The sequence below is a fragment of the Bartonella queenslandensis AUST/NH15 genome (assembly GCF_000312585.1).
GTDB classification, from domain to species: Bacteria; Pseudomonadota; Alphaproteobacteria; order Rhizobiales; family Rhizobiaceae; genus Bartonella; species Bartonella queenslandensis_A.
Genome location: NZ_HE998002.1, coordinates 1 through 18,491, shown reverse-complemented (window position 1 = coordinate 18,491; position 18,491 = coordinate 1). Strand labels below are relative to the sequence as shown.

The 18,491-nt window shown below is 37.2% G+C and carries 19 protein-coding genes and 3 pseudogenes; 6 read left to right on the top strand and 16 right to left on the bottom strand.

The annotated features are described in order from the left end of the window. Positions 1 to 508: 508 nt before the first annotated feature. The 4 genes and pseudogenes from BN338_RS12110 to BN338_RS13780 form a co-directional block, all read left to right on the top strand. Positions 509 to 847: pseudogene (locus BN338_RS12110) on the top strand (phage integrase central domain-containing protein); the annotation flags it as partial. 534 nt (positions 848 to 1,381) lie between these two features. Then, a complete protein-coding gene (locus BN338_RS05140; RefSeq protein ID WP_039759713.1) occupies positions 1,382 to 2,191 on the top strand; it encodes a VIT1/CCC1 transporter family protein in 810 nt (269 codons plus the stop codon). 376 nt (positions 2,192 to 2,567) lie between these two features. Continuing rightward, complete coding sequence (gene dut, locus BN338_RS05135; protein ID WP_039759711.1) at positions 2,568 to 3,098, top strand: dUTP diphosphatase; 531 nt, start codon at positions 2,568 to 2,570, stop codon at positions 3,096 to 3,098. A gap of 1,218 nt (positions 3,099 to 4,316) precedes the next feature. Beyond that, positions 4,317 to 4,649 (top strand): annotated as a pseudogene (locus tag BN338_RS13780) (Arm DNA-binding domain-containing protein); the annotation flags it as partial. A gap of 327 nt (positions 4,650 to 4,976) precedes the next feature. On the opposite strand, the gene BN338_RS05120 reads toward BN338_RS13780, so the two are convergent. From BN338_RS05120 to BN338_RS11640, 3 genes are all read right to left on the bottom strand, one after another. Then, positions 4,977 to 5,582: a biopolymer transporter ExbD gene (locus BN338_RS05120; RefSeq protein ID WP_039759707.1), complete on the bottom strand. Its 606-nt coding sequence runs from the start codon at positions 5,580 to 5,582 to the stop codon at positions 4,977 to 4,979. Then, positions 5,579 to 6,454 carry a MotA/TolQ/ExbB proton channel family protein gene (locus BN338_RS05115; protein ID WP_039759703.1) on the bottom strand — a complete coding sequence of 292 codons (876 nt, stop codon included), beginning with the start codon at positions 6,452 to 6,454 and terminating at the stop codon, positions 5,579 to 5,581. Before BN338_RS05115 ends, BN338_RS05120 begins: the two co-directional genes overlap by 4 nt. A 583-nt stretch (positions 6,455 to 7,037) precedes the next feature. Then, on the bottom strand, positions 7,038 to 7,205 hold the full coding sequence (locus BN338_RS11640; RefSeq protein ID WP_156809254.1) for a hypothetical protein: 168 nt from the start codon (positions 7,203 to 7,205) through the stop codon (positions 7,038 to 7,040). A 308-nt stretch (positions 7,206 to 7,513) separates the two neighbouring features. Here BN338_RS11640 and BN338_RS05110 point away from each other — a divergent pair, with 308 nt between their 5' ends. After that, entirely contained in the window at positions 7,514 to 7,852 is a 339-nt protein-coding gene (locus BN338_RS05110; protein WP_039759700.1) for an ElaB/YgaM/YqjD family protein, read from the top strand. Between the two features lie 3 nt (positions 7,853 to 7,855). Continuing rightward, on the top strand, positions 7,856 to 8,308 hold the full coding sequence (locus BN338_RS05105) for a hypothetical protein (RefSeq protein WP_039759697.1): 453 nt from the start codon (positions 7,856 to 7,858) through the stop codon (positions 8,306 to 8,308). A gap of 685 nt (positions 8,309 to 8,993) precedes the next feature. Here BN338_RS05105 and BN338_RS10815 read toward each other — a convergent pair. The 13 genes and pseudogenes from BN338_RS10815 to BN338_RS11100 all read right to left on the bottom strand — a co-directional run bounded on the left by BN338_RS10815 (position 8,994) and on the right by BN338_RS11100 (position 18,373). Then, positions 8,994 to 9,143, bottom strand: a complete 150-nt coding sequence (locus tag BN338_RS10815) for a hypothetical protein (protein WP_156809253.1) — start codon at positions 9,141 to 9,143, stop codon at positions 8,994 to 8,996. A 201-nt stretch (positions 9,144 to 9,344) separates the two neighbouring features. After that, a complete protein-coding gene (locus tag BN338_RS13085; protein ID WP_244427615.1) occupies positions 9,345 to 9,548 on the bottom strand; it encodes a hypothetical protein in 204 nt (67 codons plus the stop codon). A 274-nt stretch (positions 9,549 to 9,822) separates the two neighbouring features. Then, positions 9,823 to 11,583, bottom strand: a complete 1,761-nt coding sequence (locus tag BN338_RS05090) for a type IV secretory system conjugative DNA transfer family protein (RefSeq protein ID WP_244427614.1) — start codon at positions 11,581 to 11,583, stop codon at positions 9,823 to 9,825. 267 nt (positions 11,584 to 11,850) lie between these two features. Continuing rightward, entirely contained in the window at positions 11,851 to 12,027 is a 177-nt protein-coding gene (locus BN338_RS13080) for a hypothetical protein (RefSeq protein ID WP_244427613.1), read from the bottom strand. Then, the gene (locus BN338_RS13075; protein WP_244427612.1) at positions 11,994 to 12,371 is read right to left on the bottom strand and encodes a hypothetical protein; all 378 of its coding nucleotides are present in this window, start codon (positions 12,369 to 12,371) and stop codon (positions 11,994 to 11,996) included. Before BN338_RS13075 ends, BN338_RS13080 begins: the two co-directional genes overlap by 34 nt. Before the next feature lie 28 nt (positions 12,372 to 12,399). Then, positions 12,400 to 12,705, bottom strand: a complete 306-nt coding sequence (locus BN338_RS05075; protein WP_039759696.1) for a hypothetical protein — start codon at positions 12,703 to 12,705, stop codon at positions 12,400 to 12,402. Positions 12,706 to 12,942: 237 nt separating this feature from the next. Next, entirely contained in the window at positions 12,943 to 13,446 is a 504-nt protein-coding gene (locus BN338_RS10810) for a hypothetical protein (protein WP_198003682.1), read from the bottom strand. Between the two features lie 37 nt (positions 13,447 to 13,483). After that, positions 13,484 to 13,789: a hypothetical protein gene (locus BN338_RS05065; RefSeq protein ID WP_039759694.1), complete on the bottom strand. Its 306-nt coding sequence runs from the start codon at positions 13,787 to 13,789 to the stop codon at positions 13,484 to 13,486. Positions 13,790 to 13,859: 70 nt separating this feature from the next. Next, entirely contained in the window at positions 13,860 to 14,420 is a 561-nt protein-coding gene (locus tag BN338_RS05060) for a recombinase family protein (protein WP_039759691.1), read from the bottom strand. Positions 14,421 to 14,716: 296 nt separating this feature from the next. Beyond that, positions 14,717 to 15,934 carry an MFS transporter gene (locus BN338_RS05055; protein ID WP_039759687.1) on the bottom strand — a complete coding sequence of 406 codons (1,218 nt, stop codon included), beginning with the start codon at positions 15,932 to 15,934 and terminating at the stop codon, positions 14,717 to 14,719. Positions 15,935 to 16,015: 81 nt separating this feature from the next. After that, a complete protein-coding gene (locus tag BN338_RS13775) occupies positions 16,016 to 16,141 on the bottom strand; it encodes a TylF/MycF/NovP-related O-methyltransferase (RefSeq protein ID WP_425277462.1) in 126 nt (41 codons plus the stop codon). A gap of 116 nt (positions 16,142 to 16,257) precedes the next feature. Then, entirely contained in the window at positions 16,258 to 17,280 is a 1,023-nt protein-coding gene (locus BN338_RS05050) for a JmjC domain-containing protein (RefSeq protein WP_039759684.1), read from the bottom strand. A gap of 497 nt (positions 17,281 to 17,777) precedes the next feature. Then, positions 17,778 to 18,373, bottom strand: a pseudogene (locus BN338_RS11100) (TrbI/VirB10 family protein). Positions 18,374 to 18,491 lie beyond the last annotated feature (118 nt).

The window sequence follows — 18,491 nt, the reverse complement described above, 5'->3', positions numbered from 1 at the left end:
GGGGCTGGCAAATATAATGAATCTGTCAAAAGCACAATTCAAAAGGTGGTTTGAAAAGTGATGAGGAAAACAAGAACACGTGAGAGATTATCCACCTTATCTGTAAAAAATTTGCTTAGAGCTCAATATGCAGAGGGAATTGGATGATGGCTTATCAAAAACCAGCACAGAATCAAGGACTTTGTTTTTTTCGATTCGATTGCAAGAAAAAACGTCGTGAAATGGGATGAGGTTTTTGTCGCGTTGCATCTTTGAAAGAAGCAAGGCTTAAAATTACAGCCTGCCGTGATCTTGTTGATATAAGGATTTGATTTATAAAGAATATTCTTTGTTGCCTGTTGAATGAATGACCTCGAATACCGTGGGATTTTCTCATTGCCAATCTGTATCGGTTGAATCAATCAAAACCATGTTTTCTTGCTTATGACAAGTAGGATGCGCTTACGTAGCATAAATTACGTAGCATAAAATTGTATAAGAAAAGCATGCCTTTTCATGAATCTATTAAGAACGTGAGAAACAAAAACGTGAGGCAATAAGCAATCTTCATTACTTAAAAGATATCGCTTTAGATGCTTTTGAAAGTCGTAAAACTGAATTAAAAGGAGATGGGAAAAATGGGGACTGGTTTTCACCTTTACAACTTTATATTCTCCCCAAATTAGGCTGTCTGCCCGTTTCAGAGATTACCCAAACAGAGATACGCAATACACTTGCTCCTATTTGGCATACAAAAGCAAGAACAGCAGAGAAAGCACTCTTTCGTCTTAATCTTTGTCTCAAACATGCGGCTGCTTTGGGTTTGGATGTTGATTTACAAGCAACAACAAAAGCATGCGCTCTTTTATGCAGCTTGAAAGTGAGAAAACTCAATGGACTTTATATTACTCAATGGAGTTTATATTATTGTATGAAAGCTTTACCGTTCTACTCTTCTATATTCTTCACATACTTTTCACGAGAACCCTCGCAAAATAGGCTTTTATCTCTTGAAAAAAGTCTCTTTTAAAGAATGACCTCAAATTCCAAAGCTTATTATCGTCTTTTAAACGCGTCAAATAAATGATACCGCAGTCTTCGTTTCATATATTCTCGCGCATCAATACATTGAGAAGACTCCATTGAAAACGCCCCTTTAGAAAAATAAAGCATATTTTCTCTCAATTCCCTCACGCGCCCTCCCGACTCCACTTGATAAATCTCCCCGCTTGATAAATCTTCTTGTACTTCCTTTATTTGCCAGCTTTACTTTCATGGCATCCCAATACTCTTTTTTTCCAGCGCAACCTTTTTGCAATTTTTCAGTTTTTAACTTTTAGGTTGACTTTCCGTTTATTTTTCTTATTATTTAGAATTATTCTAAAGTATAAAGGAACAGAGAATGTTGAAATCGTTTTTTTCATTTGTACAGCGTAAAGCTCTGTTCTTTCGTTCAACACAAAAAATGCTGCTTCAAGCGCTCAAAGCAAAAAAACAACATGCCGCGCTTTATTTAAAATATGCAAAAGCTCTAGAGTCTTATTCCTCTAGGGAAGCCGCAGTTTTTACCGCTATGGGGCTTCAAGAGCTTGAAAATTATAAGCAACTTTTGTGTCTTTCTTGCCATAATCGTGCACACACTGCTGATGAATTGTGCCGCCGCACTTCTTTTGTACAAAGCAAGGGGAGCCAAGCTTCGCAGAAAAAAATAATGGCAAATCAGACTCTAAAAAAGCCCTCAAAAGCACAAAAACAAACACTTTTGACATGGATTCAACCAGGTCTTGCAGGGTTAATGGACGGCTCTGTCTCCACCCTAGCCCCCATTTTTGCCGCAGCTTTTGCCACAGGAGAAACGCATCAAACCTTTTTGATAGGGCTCTCAGCTTCCATTGGTGCGGGACTTTCAATGGGTTTCACAGAAGCAGCCCATGATGATGGAAAATTATCAGGGCGTGGTTCACCATTGAAAAGAGGTCTTGCTAGCGGCATTATGACAACATTAGGGGGATTAGGTCATACGCTTCCCTATTTGATCCACTCTTTTTACCTCGCAACAGTCATTGCCTGTATTATTGTTTTTTTCGAACTAGGCGCCATTGTTTGGATTCAGAACAAATACATGTCGACCCCTTTTTGGCGTGCCTCTTTACAGGTCATCATTGGAGGAGCTCTGGTTTTTGCCACTGGGATTCTTATCGGGAGTATTTAAAAAAAAACGCATACCCCATAATTTCAATCTCCCATGAGAGAGTCCCTTTTAGCAAAACATCAAATCATCATGGGCAATGTCCTTATTAAGAGGTCTCTTAGGGTGCTTTAATATTTTTACCTGTAGAGAAATCTTACCTATAACAAATCATTGAGATCTCAAATACACGTGCTCCTTCATCAGGCATAAGCCATCATTGATAATGCCATTCCTGAAAATTGCATTGGAAGTGCTTTGAAGTCTTATGAATCAACAAGAGATGATAAGCAAGCTCTGGGGACAACCTGTATGAAAAACCTTTATCGACTTGTTTTATGGATATCTTTTGTTAAAGTGCTCTTTTTCCTAGGACACATATTTTGGAAATACCTTGATCATGACGCATACTGAAACCAACGCCCCTCTAAACAACCAAGAAAATGGTGTTTCTTCTCACTCTGTGACTTTATTTGTTCAACGTCTTGCACACGGACAAGGTTTAGAACTTCCTCACTACGCGACAGCGGGTTCTGCCGGTCTTGATCTTCGTGCAGCCCTTGGAGAAGAAGAAACACTCGTTCTTGCGCCAGGGCAGCGTGCCCTTATTCCAACGGGTCTCATTTTTCATTTATCACCAGGGTTTGAAGCGCAAATACGTCCACGCTCTGGCTTAGCTTTAAAACACGGTATCACATGCCTCAACACCCCAGGAACGATTGATAGTGATTACCGTGGTGAAGTCAAAGTCCTTCTCATCAATTTGGGCCAAGAAGACTTCTCTATAAAACGTGGAATGCGGATTGCCCAAACAGTTATCGCCCCCGTATCCCAAGTCAATGTTTGCGCCATTGAACCAGAGCAAAAAGCCAGCCAAAGCCATAACGAAAGTCGTGGAACAGGCGGTTTTGGTTCAACTGGGCATACTTAAAGCGGCTCTAAAAAATCTGCTTGTAAAGAAACACGGACTCATTCCAACGACTCTTTCACTTCTGACACTTCTGAGTCCCTTGATTTTTTAGGGTCCTTCGGGCTTTAGAGCGTAGGGGCAGGAATAACACGCGTTTATTCCCAAGACTCCTTCGCTAGACATACCCCTAAAAAAGCTTGAGCAGGGCATCTTTTTTTTCCTATCTCTTCTAAAAACTTACAAAGCATTGATTTATAATAATAATTCACTGTTTTGTATGTTGAATCACTGTTTAGTATGTTGAATAAGAGTCTTGAATATCGTAGGATTCTTTCATTTTAAAGCTGTTTATTTTTAAAGCTGTTTATCTTGAATCAATCCAAACCACTCATTTGCACATAACAAGCGGGATGCGTGTGTGGATAAAATTTTATATAAGAAAGGAGTAAAAATGGTCCTTGATAAACCGTCTTAAGTGCCAAGATCTGTCACAACACCCACGAGCTGGCAAAGTGTGTGATAGTGCCGGCTTACTTCACAATCCCGTTACTTTATCAATTCAGTGTCTATCAACTCAGCCATCTTACGTTTGAAACAATGAAACGTCCTTATATAGCTGGTTCTGCTCATCTTTATTGACATACAAATCTTGGAGAAGAAAAAACCCGAAGAAAAAACCTTAGCACTTAAAACAACACCCTTATTCCAACACATCTTTCATTGATCACTTGGGCTTTTAAACTTTTACAGGACACATCCTTCTAGGCTTCTCATTCAGCCTCCCCCTTCATAGGCCTCAACACCCCTGAAACGATTGACGATGATGATCCGGAAGATGCATGACGCATCCGCTTGATTGATGATTGATAAGAATAATGTATTGCCTTGTGAAATAAGAAAGCCAAATGCCATGAGATTCTCTCATTTCAAATCTGTTTGCACCCCCATCAAAGCCAAATCTCTTATCCGTTACAAGTCCATTACAAGCGCTGCTGACCATGTAGATAAAAACTGAAAAAATGCTTCTTATGCCCCATGATCCAAAGACTGTCACAACATTGCACAATCCATTGATTTATAATGACAATTCACTGTTTTTTTATGTTGAAGAAAAATCCAGAATACTGTGAGATTCTCTCATTCCAAATCTGTTCCATGTTGAATCAAGCAAAACCATTCGCTTGCACGTCATAAGCAGGATAAGCGTGTGGGTAAAAACTGTACAAAAAAGGACTAAAAATGACTCTTATGAACGCTCTCAAGTGCCAAAGACTGTCACAACACCCACGAGCTGGCAAAGTGTGTGATAGTGCCGGCTTACTTCTTCACAAAAGTCAAAATGGTGGGGCACAATGGATTTACCATTATACCCTTCACGGACGCCGTGGTAAAATGGGCTTAGGTGCTCTTTGAGAGATGTTTCTTAAAACAAGCCCGTAAATGTGCAACGGGTGGCGCTCTGTTGTAAATGAAGGTCGTGCTCCTATTAAAAAACGCGACAAACAAAAGCATGAAGCAATGCGTAATCTTCATTACTTAAAAGATATTGCCGTGGATGCTTTTGAGAGAAGATGAAAGGAGTATAATGCTAACGGCGTGTTCTTTTATGCAGCATAAAGATGTTGGTACCCAATCAATTTTTTAATGATTATTTTATGAGAGCATCCTTCATGGATAGCGTTGCAAAATTTAGATGCCCTAAGAGATACAAGATAATAACAGCTGTTGTTTTATACCGTATTTTTGCATCAAGATTGCGAGCGTTTTGCAATCCGACAAGATCGATTTTACGCTATCCAGCGCCTACGTGGTTTAATCAATCAATAACAATGCCATTATTAATTTCAGTCTACGACTGTGATAAAATTGCTTTATTTTCTTCAAAAAATGCTTTTTTTATCAAGGATCCAAAGTCGTTCCAGACGTTCCAGAAATATGAGGGTTTAAGGTATCGCTCATTGTTGCCGCCTCCTGCTCCACTGCGTTAGCGCTCGCTCGCTCGATAGCACCGTCTGCCACAACAGGTCCCTCTGCCCCATCAGCTGTTTTATGATTGACCACACCTCTTGCAGCAAGATTGGAAGAACTTTGCAATCCGACAAGACCAATTTTACGATATCCAGTCATTCGTATCTGGTTTAATAAATCGATGACAATGCCATAATCAATTTCACTATCTGCTTTGATTAAAATTTTTGTCTCTAAATTTTGCTTGGTTTCCCTTAACAAAGTTTCCCTCAAGGCTGCTTGTTTTATGAGATGATCCGCAATGTAAAGAGAATGATCTTTTTGCAAAGTGACATACAAAGGCTCATCAGGTTGAACCGCAGAAGGTTCTTGCGTTATAGAAGGAAGCTGAACAGGAATAACAGATGTTGCCAGTGGTGCAGCAACCATAAAAACAATCAGCAACACCAACACAACATCAATAAAAGGCGTTACATTGATTTCGCTGTGCAACCCGCCTTCATCAGTATCCCAATCATCATTAAAGCTTGCTTTCATTTTGTATGACTTTTCTGTTGTTTTTGTCGATCAAGTTCACGGCTCAAGAGCCTTTCAAGAGCAGCAGCGATATCCCCTAAATCACTGCGATAGCCATTCAAAGCACGCATAAGACTATTATACATAACAACGGCGGGAATAGCTACAAAAAGCCCCATAGCCGTTGCGAATAAGGCCTCAGCAATTCCAGGAGCAACCACATCAAGCCGCGTTGTTTGAGATTGAGCAATCCCAATAAAAGAATTCATAATTCCCCAAACCGTTGCAAAAAGACCCACAAAGGGTGCAATGGCACCAATAGTTGCAAGAACAGCGTTGCCATAGGCAACACGACGTGTCGCAGCCAGCAAGCAACGCGACAAAAGTGAATGAACTCTTTCTTTTAAACCTTCATGAACATCGCGGATATAACCATCGCGAGAAGTACCTTCATATTGATCGTTTTTTTCATAAAAGAGAATATCTTCAAGTGTTTGTGCACTTTTTCTTGTAGGAGCTCTCTCACCAAAGCTTTCACTTGTCCCTTCAGGAGCAATAAAATGAACCTGTTGTGTAGAAAGATAGACTTCCTTAAGGACCTCTTTGAGAAAAAACACCCCAGCCCCTTTGCTTTCTTTCAAGCTTGCCGCCAAACGCGTAAGAGTCTGAGCATTAAGAACCAATTGGAGTTCATGACGCACGCGTCGTTTTGCCAAAGTAATCTCAATAATTTTTACAAAAGCAATTGTCCAAGACATCAAAGAAGCAAGCAATAAAAGAATGATAACAGCTTTCACCACCCAATCAGCAGCCATAAACATAGAAAAAGGAGAAAAATCATGCGCTGTCAATACAGCAGAATGACTCTCTAAAGGGACTGTTTCAGATTCCATTTCTCTCTCTCACTCTTGTGGTCTTCTCTTTTTGACGCATCAAACCATCACCCCTCACAACATCACTGTTCCGCAATGCACCTTCCCTTCAACGTCACTTTCACATTTCTCTTAAGAAAGAAAACTTGATAAATCAAGTATAGTTTTCTTCACTCAATTCTCTACTTATTCTAGGAAATTCATTCAAAAAAAATTTTTATAATCCTTCGAAAAATTTATCTACCCTAACCGATTTACAGCGTAAATTTGGCAAAATGATAGACTTATAAGAAATATCCCATATAATATTTTAATTTTTAAAAATAACATATTGATTTATAAGAACAATTGATCATAACACCTCTTGAATAATCCCCTCATATCGCACGCTTTTCTCATTTCAACGGCTCTTGAATAAACCGAATAAAAACATTTCCTTACAGGGGATAATTTGTATGAAATAAGCAGCAAAGATAAAAGGATTTTTACCTTTAAAAAAATCAATTCTCTAAAATCCCCTTCTCACAATTAAAAATATGCCATAAGTCTTAAAAAAAGGACGATCACACTCTTTTAAACAGACAAAGAATACAATGAGGCGTGTTTATTTAACCCCTCCAATGCATAAGAGAAAAGAACAAGCTCTATTATTTTTCTTCTCTGCTTCAAAAGTATAAAAATGGCATGCCTCCTCCTGCAAAATTTTTCCTGCAAAATCGCCACCACCATATTTTTTCCCTGTCACACGTCTTAAAAAAATAAGTTTCAACATACTTTTAAAAAACTGCTCCACCTTTAAAAAAAAACCGCCCCACGAGAAACCGAAGAATTAAGTCAATTTCAACAGATCAGGTCCTTTACCGAAGAGACCAATCTTATAAGCCAAATTACATCTTATAGACGAAATGATAGGTAAAATTTATTTTATCAAAAACAATTTTAAATTCGACAAAATAAAGGGAACCCAAAAAAGCTTTTTGCGTTACCCAAGCAGTAAAAATTTTCACTCCGATGCAAATGATTACGATGAACACACCAACAAAATATCAACACAAATAGACAAGAGAGGGAAAAAACATCATGGCCAATAATAAAACAACACAAAAAGATAAAACAGCCGTAGAAAAGGAGCTACAAAACGAGCTTCAAGGACAGTTAGAAACGTTACGTCATGAAATTTCAGGGATGACCTCAACACTGACAGATCTTGGTGCAAAAAAATTCAATGCCGCCAAAGATAAAGCGGAAAAGTTGTATCACTCAGCGAAAGAAAGCAGTGAAGACATCATATCTCAAGCAAAAGACAAAATCAGTGATCTTGAACAAACCATGAATCAATGCGTTCGCAAAAATCCTGGCAAAAGCGTTTTGTTTGCGGCAGGTGTTGGTTTTATTCTTTCTCAATTATTGCGTCGTTAAACAATGCATAAGTTTATCGCACCTCTTTTAAACCATCTTGTCGGTGGAGGGCTTAAAAGCACAGTCAAGCAAGTGCGCCTGCAAGCCATTTGCTGTGGGTTTATTAGCATTTCATTTTTTATGGCTTTGCTTTTTTTATGTATCACTGGTTTTCTTGCGTTATGTACTGTTGTAAAGCCTCTTACCGCCGCCAGTATTATGTTTTTACTTTGGTTTTTTCTTGGAGGGTTAAGTCTTATTATCAGTCGGGTTCTTAAGGCTTATCAACGCTATGACCAACAAAAAAAGACCGAAGAACAACGCCATAAACTGATGACAGATGCAACCGTTTCCAGCCTTACCGTTCTCAGTCAACATCTTCCTTTTGCCAAATTGAGTGTCCCCATTCTCGGACTTGCAACATATTTTCTGTGGAAAAAGGATAAAAAAGACCGCTTTTCAGATAAAAATATGTAAGACTGTTATTTTAATCCCCCAAAATATGTAAGACTGTTATTTTAATCCCCCCAAGTGCTTTCTTTTACAATAAAAGAAAGCACTTTTTTATCATCTTTTTAATTTCTTCAAGCTTTTGAGAAGAAATCCTTCATTTAGCTCAAAGTTCTATATAGGACGACTTTAAATTCCTTGCACATAGCTCCTCATTTTTCACGAACATAGCACCATGAGGCAATGTTTGCATGAAAAGATCTGGTTTCATTTGCAATTTGTTATTTTTTGAAATGAAAAAGATCGCGTTTTTGCCTTTCTCTACACTTTCACCACTCCTTTGACCGCAACCAAAGATCACATGAGTCATTTGACTGTGTTTAGAGTGCTCTGAACACTCATTTTTATTACAATTACAGTTTAAGTTATGGGTTGTATGTTCTATGTGTATTTCGTCAGCAAAATGCCTGTATTTTGTTTTTGGTGTTTTTTTCTTAAAAAATCGACGCAAAATCCATTCAAAAAGATGGATAGCTTTTGCCAATTTTTCCACTGAAGCTTTAACCATGCATCCAACAATATCGACACAACCAGTGTCACTTCAATACGTGCATAAGAAGATTTAATTTGCCTCACCAAACCTTTAAAGCATTTCAAAGTTTCTTCTTGCCTTTTATACACTTCTAATATCTAATCTGTTTTTTGCTTAAATTCACAGTATTGAACAACCCAAATACATAAAATCAATCCCACAAGCTGTTACGATATCGCCATCATCATGATGATTACGGACAGGGGAGTGTTTAAAGTTGCCAGAATGCCTCATAACAATAAAGCCATCCCCATAAAGATTTGAAAACACGCCCTTTACTCCGTTCAATTTCACACCCCAATCATTTATTACTTTTAAAAACGATAGAAATTCCGCCTTTTTCAAATGAATCGGCGGTCCTTAACAAAATCAAAAGAAGTTTTGCTTCACTCTATGAAACCAGCGCGTCTCGTTCATAAACCAATCCAATCAATTGCCCCCAACTTACGGAACCAATTTCAGCATTTTCAGCTAATTTTCTATATTCATAACAGGAACAGCTCCAAAATAGCGGCTATCAAAACTTACAGGATCAAAACTTGAGATAAACCAAGCATATCCTTCTAAAACGCGATATTCTCTATTCGGTATACCTAATACCCCCCATTTTTTGCTGTTTTTCAATAAATAACCATTAACACTGATACCTTTTTCCGTTATGTGAACAACAATCACCAGAAACCGCTACCAACGGTTTCAAAAAAGGTATAGCTCCACTAGAACAAGCTCCTGATTGAAGATATCCTTTTTCAATAAACATTTTAATGATAGGTACCTCGGGAGGACAAACTTCCATAAATTGTCCCTTTCGCATTTCTTTCTGAAAGTAATTCACTTTCCAAATCCCTATAGGAGCAGAGTGCGAATAATTAATTCTAAATCCTTGAGAGAAAGCAAACAAAACAGCTAAAAATAAGAGAACATAAAGATATTATCACCATAACTCGCTTCATGAGACAATAAAACCTTCTTTGTCTTGTTTAATTTCATTTCTCTGATGCAAGCGATCAGTCATAGGAGGAGAAATTTTTGATCTTGCTGAAAAATTTGGATCTAAAAAATAAAGAATTTGAGTTCCCCGAATTACACTATTTCCGGCTACAAAAATAAGCATTTCCCCAGCTTCAATAATATTTCCTGAATTATCTTTTTTTGCTCCAGGCAAGCGCATAATTTCATCAGTCATCATCAATGGACGACGTGTTTCTTCATAAGACGTTGAAACTTGTTCAAGCGCCATACCAAAGCGTTTTCCAGAAGTTGAAATCTTTTCACGAACAACCGTTGTTTCCCCCGCCATTTTACTCATCCATTCAGCTGTTTCGACTTTGTTAGGCGCATAAGCAATGCGAATATGACAATTCGAAATAATACTTTCATTTGTCGTGTAAACTTTGTAGAGCTGCTGCACATCTTGTGTAATGATATAAGCTTTAAGACCATATTCAGCAATATAAGCAAGAGCTTTTTCAAAGATATCCAATTTTCCCAAAGTTGGAAATTCATCAAGCATTAAAAGTAAACGGTGTTTGTGTTCTGTTTTTGATCTCCCATCATCAAATTCCATGCGATCTGAAAGAGAAAGCACCATCTGCGTTAATAATAACCGTGCTAAGGGTCTCATTCTATCTAAATTTCGAGGTGTTGTAATAAAATACAATGAAACCGGCGTTTCAGCATCCATCAAATCACTGATATAAAAATCACAATATTTTGTGTTTTTCCCCACAATAGGATCTCTATAAAGAGACAGAGCATTATTTGCTGTTGAAATAATAGATCCTAATTCACGAGCTGGTGTTCCAGCCATACGACGACCAACACCATTAATAACAAGTTTTGCTTCTTTATCTGCCTCTTTAAATAGAGGATTATCACTTTTTATGTCAAGATTTTCCATTTCGTAAAACAAAGCAGAAATTGCTTTGGGATCATTATCTTCATCAAAGTCATCATTATCTTTAACGACAGCAGCAAAATCTCCCACTCCTGTTAACATGTGTGCACAATCCTGCAAACAAGGTATCCGTCCAATTTTCTCTGTTTTGTAGAGAGCATGAAGAATAACACCATTTAAAAGTTCAAAAGCAGCGGATCTGAAATGGTCGCCTGCAATTCCTTTTCCGTCGTCATCAATAACCATTAAGGCTATGTTTTGTGTATCTGCTACTTGATAACGTGTTCTGAAACGAATTTCCCCTAATGGGTTCCATGAACATCCAACTTTTGGTTCTGCTGGATCAAATCTTAAAATTTTATTTCCGGCATGTTTTTTACGCCATCCCGCAGTCATGCCATAATTTTTACCTTTTATATCAAGAACAAAAAGACTATGTGGCCAACTTAAAAGAGTAGGAATAACTAAACCAACACCTTTACCAGAACGCGTAGGTGCTAAAACCGCTATATGTTCTGGTCCATCATGGCGTAAATAATGCAACACTCCCGTTTTGGGATCAGAAAAGGCTCCACAATATACACCCTCTCCTTTTTGATTATGTGGTATAAGTCCCATTTCTTGAATTTCATTAAAAGTCGCAAAATGCGCTGTTCCATGAAGATCATCAGTACTTTTATTACTCTTTGAGGCAAAACCCGCCCAAAGAGTAAAACCAATCAAACCAATTAATATGCCAATACAAAATAGAACAAATATTATGTTACACTGGCTAGGAGCATAATCATAAAATCTAAAAACCCAGAAAACCAAGAAAATGATGAATAAATTCCTTTAAAATTAGATCCAAGAGAGGAACTATAATGCAAAATATGCGCTAAGTACTGTGTGCAAAACTGATTGAGAACAACAAAATAAATCCCGAAAAAAAAAAGATATATCTTAATCGAGATGTTCTTTTGGGTATATGTGTAGAATGATTTTCCAATTTTCCCCCATTTAATTACATAATTACAGAATTCGCTATATGTCTATACACAATACAAGAAACGAATGCACAAGAATCTTATTCTTGTTTTATTAAAGAGAATGACCTTTATCACACGAAAGATCTATACCAAGAGCTTTGACTTGCATTTTTTCATAGAGCTTGCGCATTACCTTCATATTATTCATCCGCACATCAATAACTGTTTTTTCTGCTATTGTTAAACCAGATTTATCTAGGTTTCCCAATCGCGTATAATGAGATGCCATTGCTCGTCGCGCTCCATCATAAGGCAATCCATTTTTACGAAGCTTTGGTAGATTATGTCCCTATTAATTATGTTATATTGCTTAGGATCAGAAACAATCATTACATGATCTTGAATAACATCAATTTCATTTAATGCTGTTTCAAGACTATTGGTCATTGCTTTGCTGTTACTATATCGGAACAAATCATCTTCCACAAAGCTACGCTCCGTATCTATAAGCAACGGTAAATCGTCACTTTTACCAACATTACGAAGAGAGTTGCAAAGTATATTTTGCACTTCACTTAATTTCTCGAATACACTGGTTTTTTCAAGATCTTGTTTATACCCATGTCTACGCAAAAACAGTTTCTGTAAACTCTCTTCTTCTCTAGAAATGACGACCTCCTATTACAACGCCTTTATCTAACCAATCTGAACCATATGCCTCGTCAGCACTTTTTGTAGAAAATCCCATATCACGAATGAATTGCGCACCACGTTTATGTTTAAGATGTAAAAGCGCATGAGCTGGATATTCAGCCATTGCCAACCATTCCCATGCTGTTTTCTCATCACCAACATGATCTGCTGCCTCTGATTCAGCAAGATAGAGTCCATTTTGAGAGAGACCACCTGCCCGCAATCTCTCACGTTCAGCATCAGTCATATAACTTTTGGGTAATTTCTTTTCCATAGGAAACTCCTTATCTTTGTGTATGTTACATACTAATTTAAAATTTGAATCTGAACAACAAATGAACTGTTAAAGGCCATTTTCAATTTCGTGATTTTTTCTTTCTCTATATGAAGTTGTATTAGGATTTTGAGAAATTTTTTGTTCTTGACTCTGCAAAAGATGAGATCTGACACGAGAAATCATAACTCTATCGTTTGAATTAATATAATGCACAAGAATCTTATTCTTGTTTTCTTAAAGAGAATGACCTTTATCACACGAAAGATCTATACCAAGAGCTTTGGCTTGCATTTTTTCATAGAGCTTGCGCATTACCTTCATATTATTCATCCGCACATCAAGGATAGACTTTTCAACTGATGTTAAACGAGCTTTGTCGAGATTTCTCAAACGCGTATAGTGAGATGCCATTGCTTGTCGTGCCTCGTCATAAGGCAAACCAGCTTTCCGATTTTTGGATAAACTATAAGCCTCATTTATCACCTTATATTGGACAGGATCACCAACAAGCACAACATGCTTTTTAACAACATCTATTTCAGTCAATGCCGTTTTAAGGCTATTAGACATTGCCTTACTATTGGAATACCGAAACAAGTCACTTTTTATTATGCTACGCTCTGTATCAAGAAGCGATGATAAATCCCCCCTCTTTCCAACGTTACGAATATGAGTACACAAATCGTTGCGTATATCAGATAAATTCTTAGCAGCTAATGTATCATTGTTTTTTTTCACATAGATTTCTTCACGAGACAAAATCCGTTCTAATTCTTTAGAAATACTGACCTCCTATCATCACACCTTTATCTAACCAATCTGGACCATATTCCTCATCCGCATTCTTTGTAGAAAATCCCATATCACGAATAAATTGTGCTCCATTTTGAGATCTAAGAAATAAGAGTGTATGAGCTGGTAAATCAGCCATTGCTAACCATTCCCATGCTGCTTTGTCATCACCAACACGATCTGCTGCTTCTGACTCAGCAACATAAATACAGTCTTGATCTAACCCGCCTGCTCGTAACTCCTCACGTTCAGCGTCAGTCATATAACTTTTGGGTAATTTCTTTTTCATAGGAAATTCCTTTCTGTAATCTATCTTAAAACATTAATCTAATAGTTGAATCTGGTCAATCAAAGTACCTCTAATTTTTTAAAGCAAGCTGTCTTTTAAGCCTAAAATAAGTAGCATGAGAAATCCCTGTTTTTTCCGTAACAATTTTGGAGGATAGGCTCTGCTTAATCAGTGCAATTGCCATCTCTGTCTTTGGATGAAACTTTCGACCAAATTTTACACCTGCCGCCATCGCAGCAGTCCTTCCATCATTGGTTCTTTCTAAAATACGTGCCCGTTCAGCTTCTGCTACAGCAGCTAAAATTTGAATGACCATTTTTCCCATCGTTCCTTCGGTACTAAGTCCATTTTCCAGAAAACGAATAAACACACCCTTCTTGTAACAATTATCAACGATAGAGATCATATCAGCAGTATTACGTCCAAGTCTGTCCATTTTTGTACAGAGAATAGTATCATCTCTTTCTGCACGACAAAGCAACCGTTGCAACCCTTCACGTTTATCTGTAGAACCTGTACTTATATCAGTAAAAATCCGGTCTTCGCGTACTCCAGCATTTTGAAGTTCAGTAATTTGAAGAGCTAATTTTTGTTGATTAGTTGATACTCTTGCATAACCTAAAAGTGCCATTTTTGTCTCATAAATCTTTTTAGATACAATTTTTATATCATAATATAAATATACGATTTATGATACATATTTTTTGCTGTTTTGGAATATATCAAATATTATAAGTTTTGAGACAAACTGCCCCGTAGAAAGGCGTAGTTTTAAAATAGCAAATTTTATTAATAGGACTCTACTTTCTGCTCATTAACACAACAACAAAATCAGATTGACTAATTGCATAACTAGTTAAATGAGATGCTGTACTTTCTAGCCTGAGCCTAAAAAAATTAGTTAAAATATTTGTTTAGAATGATGATTCAATTATTAAAAAAAACAGTTGACAAAGAACTTTTTACCAACATCCTAATCCCCAATAAACAGCATAATCCAACCACGCCAGAAAGAAGGAATAACTTACCACCCGAAGAAGTATGACTTAAAACAAAGGCTCCCATAAACGGCGCCACCAACATCGCTAAATTTTGTACAGACTGTACCCATCCGGAAGCAATGCCAATTTGTTCATTGAAATGGGTTACCAGATAAATGTTAGAAGATATGAAAAAGCGCGCACTGACCATTCCAATAAGGAAAAAACAAAGCAACAAAGTCTCAATATGAAGTAAATCAAAGTAAAAAAAGCACACTGAGATAATGACAAAACAAACCATTGTTGACATGGCTGACATTAACAACTCCGATATTTTTCCTGTAAGGGGGTTATGCTTTGATTTTTTCACACGCCAAAACCCATAGAGAAAATTACCAATCGCTGAAGCAGATACCAGCATTCCAAGAGTCTGTTTATTCATTTTCATTGTGCTGAGAATAACGGGCAACTGATTATTCACCATAAAGACCATGGCAAAATAAATGAATATCACCCCCACATAGGCATACCAAGCTGTCCCATAAAGCCTCTGCTGTGCTTGCGTGGTATGCGCTTTTTTTATTCCTAGCGACGAGACACGTTGTGCACCAATACAACAAAACACAATAAAGCCTAGGAATGTCAAAAATCCCGAAAATAATAAAGTATAGGTATCTGATAAAAGCACAGACAGAGCACTCCCCAAAGCGGGTCCGATCATCTTTGCTGCGCTATTGATCATGTTAAGCACAGAATAATAATGGTTCCGTTCTTTTTCAGGAACAGAATTTGCACTGAGAACAGAAATTGCTGGAAGAGCAATACTATTGAATGTTGCTCGCATGACTGCCACTATAATAAATCCTTGCAGACTCGTAGCCATTAATAAAACGACAGTACACAGTGCCCGTAACAGCAGTGATGCCCGCAACCAATGGATCATATAATGGCTACTGACCAGCATTCCAATTGGCTTAGACAGAACGATTCCCGGTAATAAGGTTACCGCTCCAATCAAAGCGACATCATATTGATCAGCTTTCCAGTAAAACACAGATAGGGTCAAAATCACGATATAATCAATCCAGCCCCCAAATGACACTAAGCCATTACCCAATAAAAGCATAAACAAGCGATTTTTGGTTGTTGCATTTACTTGCGCCAAAATACTACTCCTGCTTTTTCATCAGCAATGCTTATTGGATTGTTGATTTTTTCTTGCACCATAAAGGCATTAACAGCCATCTTACAAACTCGGTACTGGTAAGCCATTAAAAAAATCTGCTACAAATATACATCGCGACGAAGATAAATTATGTAATACACCTGCCATATAAATAGCTGTTTTTCCTTTAAAAACACCGCAATCAATCAGATCCCTTCAATATCTTTAGCCGTTTTAATTAGAATGTCTGGCTCATAAATTGCGTTAATCAATATTTTTCAAGAAGATTAAGATATATTTCATTTTTAATCTCCCACATTGAATCACACCAAAAAAATAATTCCAAAATTTACTAATTCACGACAAAGCGTCACTTTCGATTCATCGTTCAATTTTCCTGCCAAAGAAACAGGAGTAAACACTTCATAATTTTTAGCACAAATCGATTCAACTTCATCTCGACAAAAGGCAGGCAATGATAAACTTGAAGGAGTAGAAACGAGAGGTTTACCTGGATGGATTGTTGAGCTAAAATAAACAGATATGTGTTCTCCGTCCTCATTCTCTCGAATGCGCAAATTCGCTCCTAAACGCACCTGTAAATGTGTTTGGCTATTAATGTTATGCGCATGGACCAGAGATGCCAATCGTTCGTCTGATATTTCATGTTTTGTGGCGTTGTAAGCAATTTCAAAATCAGATAATATCTCTTCAAATGGCACTCCTGCCATTCGTTTTAATAGATCCTTCGTTAATTTTTCTAATGTGGTCTGCTCGCTAAATGGAAAAACATTCTTGCGTAAGTCACCAACATGTTCGGACATTAAGCGAATAAAACCTTCCAACACCTCAAAAATCTTAATCGGTTGCAAACCAAAAGCCATGTGCAGAGAATAATCATCTAGGCACTTGGCAACATGAGGAGTGCCGGCAGGAATATACAGAATATCTCCTTTTTCAAGAACAACTTCAATTTCAGGTTCTGATAGTTCATCTTCAACAAGAGAGCGCTGCATAGGCAAAGTAGGATTTTCAACTAGTTTTTCCCAAACTTTCCATGATTTTCTGCCTTCCAGTTGCACAACAAAAACTTCCGTTGTGTCGAAGTGAACTGGTAATCCTTTGAAATTAGCACTAGTCAAAAATGGTTTTGCAAATGCATATCCACCAAAAATCTGCTCTAATTGTTTGCACAAAATAGAAATTTTTGGATGTCTTGCGTCAAGTTCTTCTAGCTTAAGCGTTGCACCTGTCTTGAATTGTTCAAGAATAAATTCCCGTTGTGTTATAGCTTGACCATTATAAGTTGGAATATTTATCGTAGCACCATTCTTAGATATTCTCACAAAATTACGTAGTGAGCCCTCTCCCGCGATTAGATAACGATCAAAATCACGTATCGAGAACAGAGAATGTAACTTACTGGCAGATTTTTATATTAATGGTTTTTTTTCAAAATAATTATCTAAAAAAGCTTGGCGTCCAACTGGACCTATAATCTGGTCAATCATACATATCTCCCCCCCAACGAATAAAGATGACGGCATCTTCCGATACCATCATCTCTTTGGAAAGCCTTAAAATAAAACGTGCTGTGCAGAAGCTAAGGCTGCTGATGGTACAAATTTAATATCTTCTTTATTAAGAGACATGTCTACTCCTCCTTTTTAAATTTAATAATTAACACACTCAATATAATCATTTATCTTATACAACTGTCAATCTAAAACTTAGACTATTTTCAAAAGTATTTGCCATTCTTATGCCCTTGTTACTTTAATTTATGTATATAGAATACCTTATGCTACGGTATTCTATGAAAAAACTAAGCCGTCTTTTAAAATTAATAAGGAAGAGAAGCCATCGGATGCCCTCGCCAAGCAGGCAAAATTATATCTTTTGTCACCATTATATTGAAATTATAACCAGGACGAATGGTAATTGTTGGCTGAATATCTAAATTTTTACGAGTCATTTCAATACCAACTTCACCCCATTGTCTACCAAGCTCTGCCGCTAACGTTTCTTTTGCTGTTGCCAATTTACCTTCATTATTGCCTATCTTAGCTGTTTTTTGAGACATTTGTGAAGCCCTGAAATAATAGAAAGCAGAAAAGCGTTCCCAAAAATTTTCAAATAATGATTATTCACCTTATCCTTAAATCCCGCATAACCAGATTGATCTGACCCCGGCATATTTCCAAGAGATAATGAAGAACCATCGGGATAAATAACTCTTGACCAAGCAATAAGTACGCGTTTTTGACTCGTAGATACCCTACTATCGTATGTTCCAATAAGTCTTGAACCTATAGGAATTAAAACATTTTGACCAGTAGCTGAATCGTAAACACTTTCTCTTACCTGTATAGCGCCTGAATAGACAGGTACATTTTTTTCATAAAATTGTGATGACAATGGTTCTGGATACAAAACCACATTTTGTTGGTTGGCGTCTTGTTGGTTTTTATAATCTGTCGATTGTAACTTCAGATTTTGAACTGGTTTTTCTATTGTTTTTTCTGTTGCATGAAAAAAAACTGTTTGAATAAGTTGT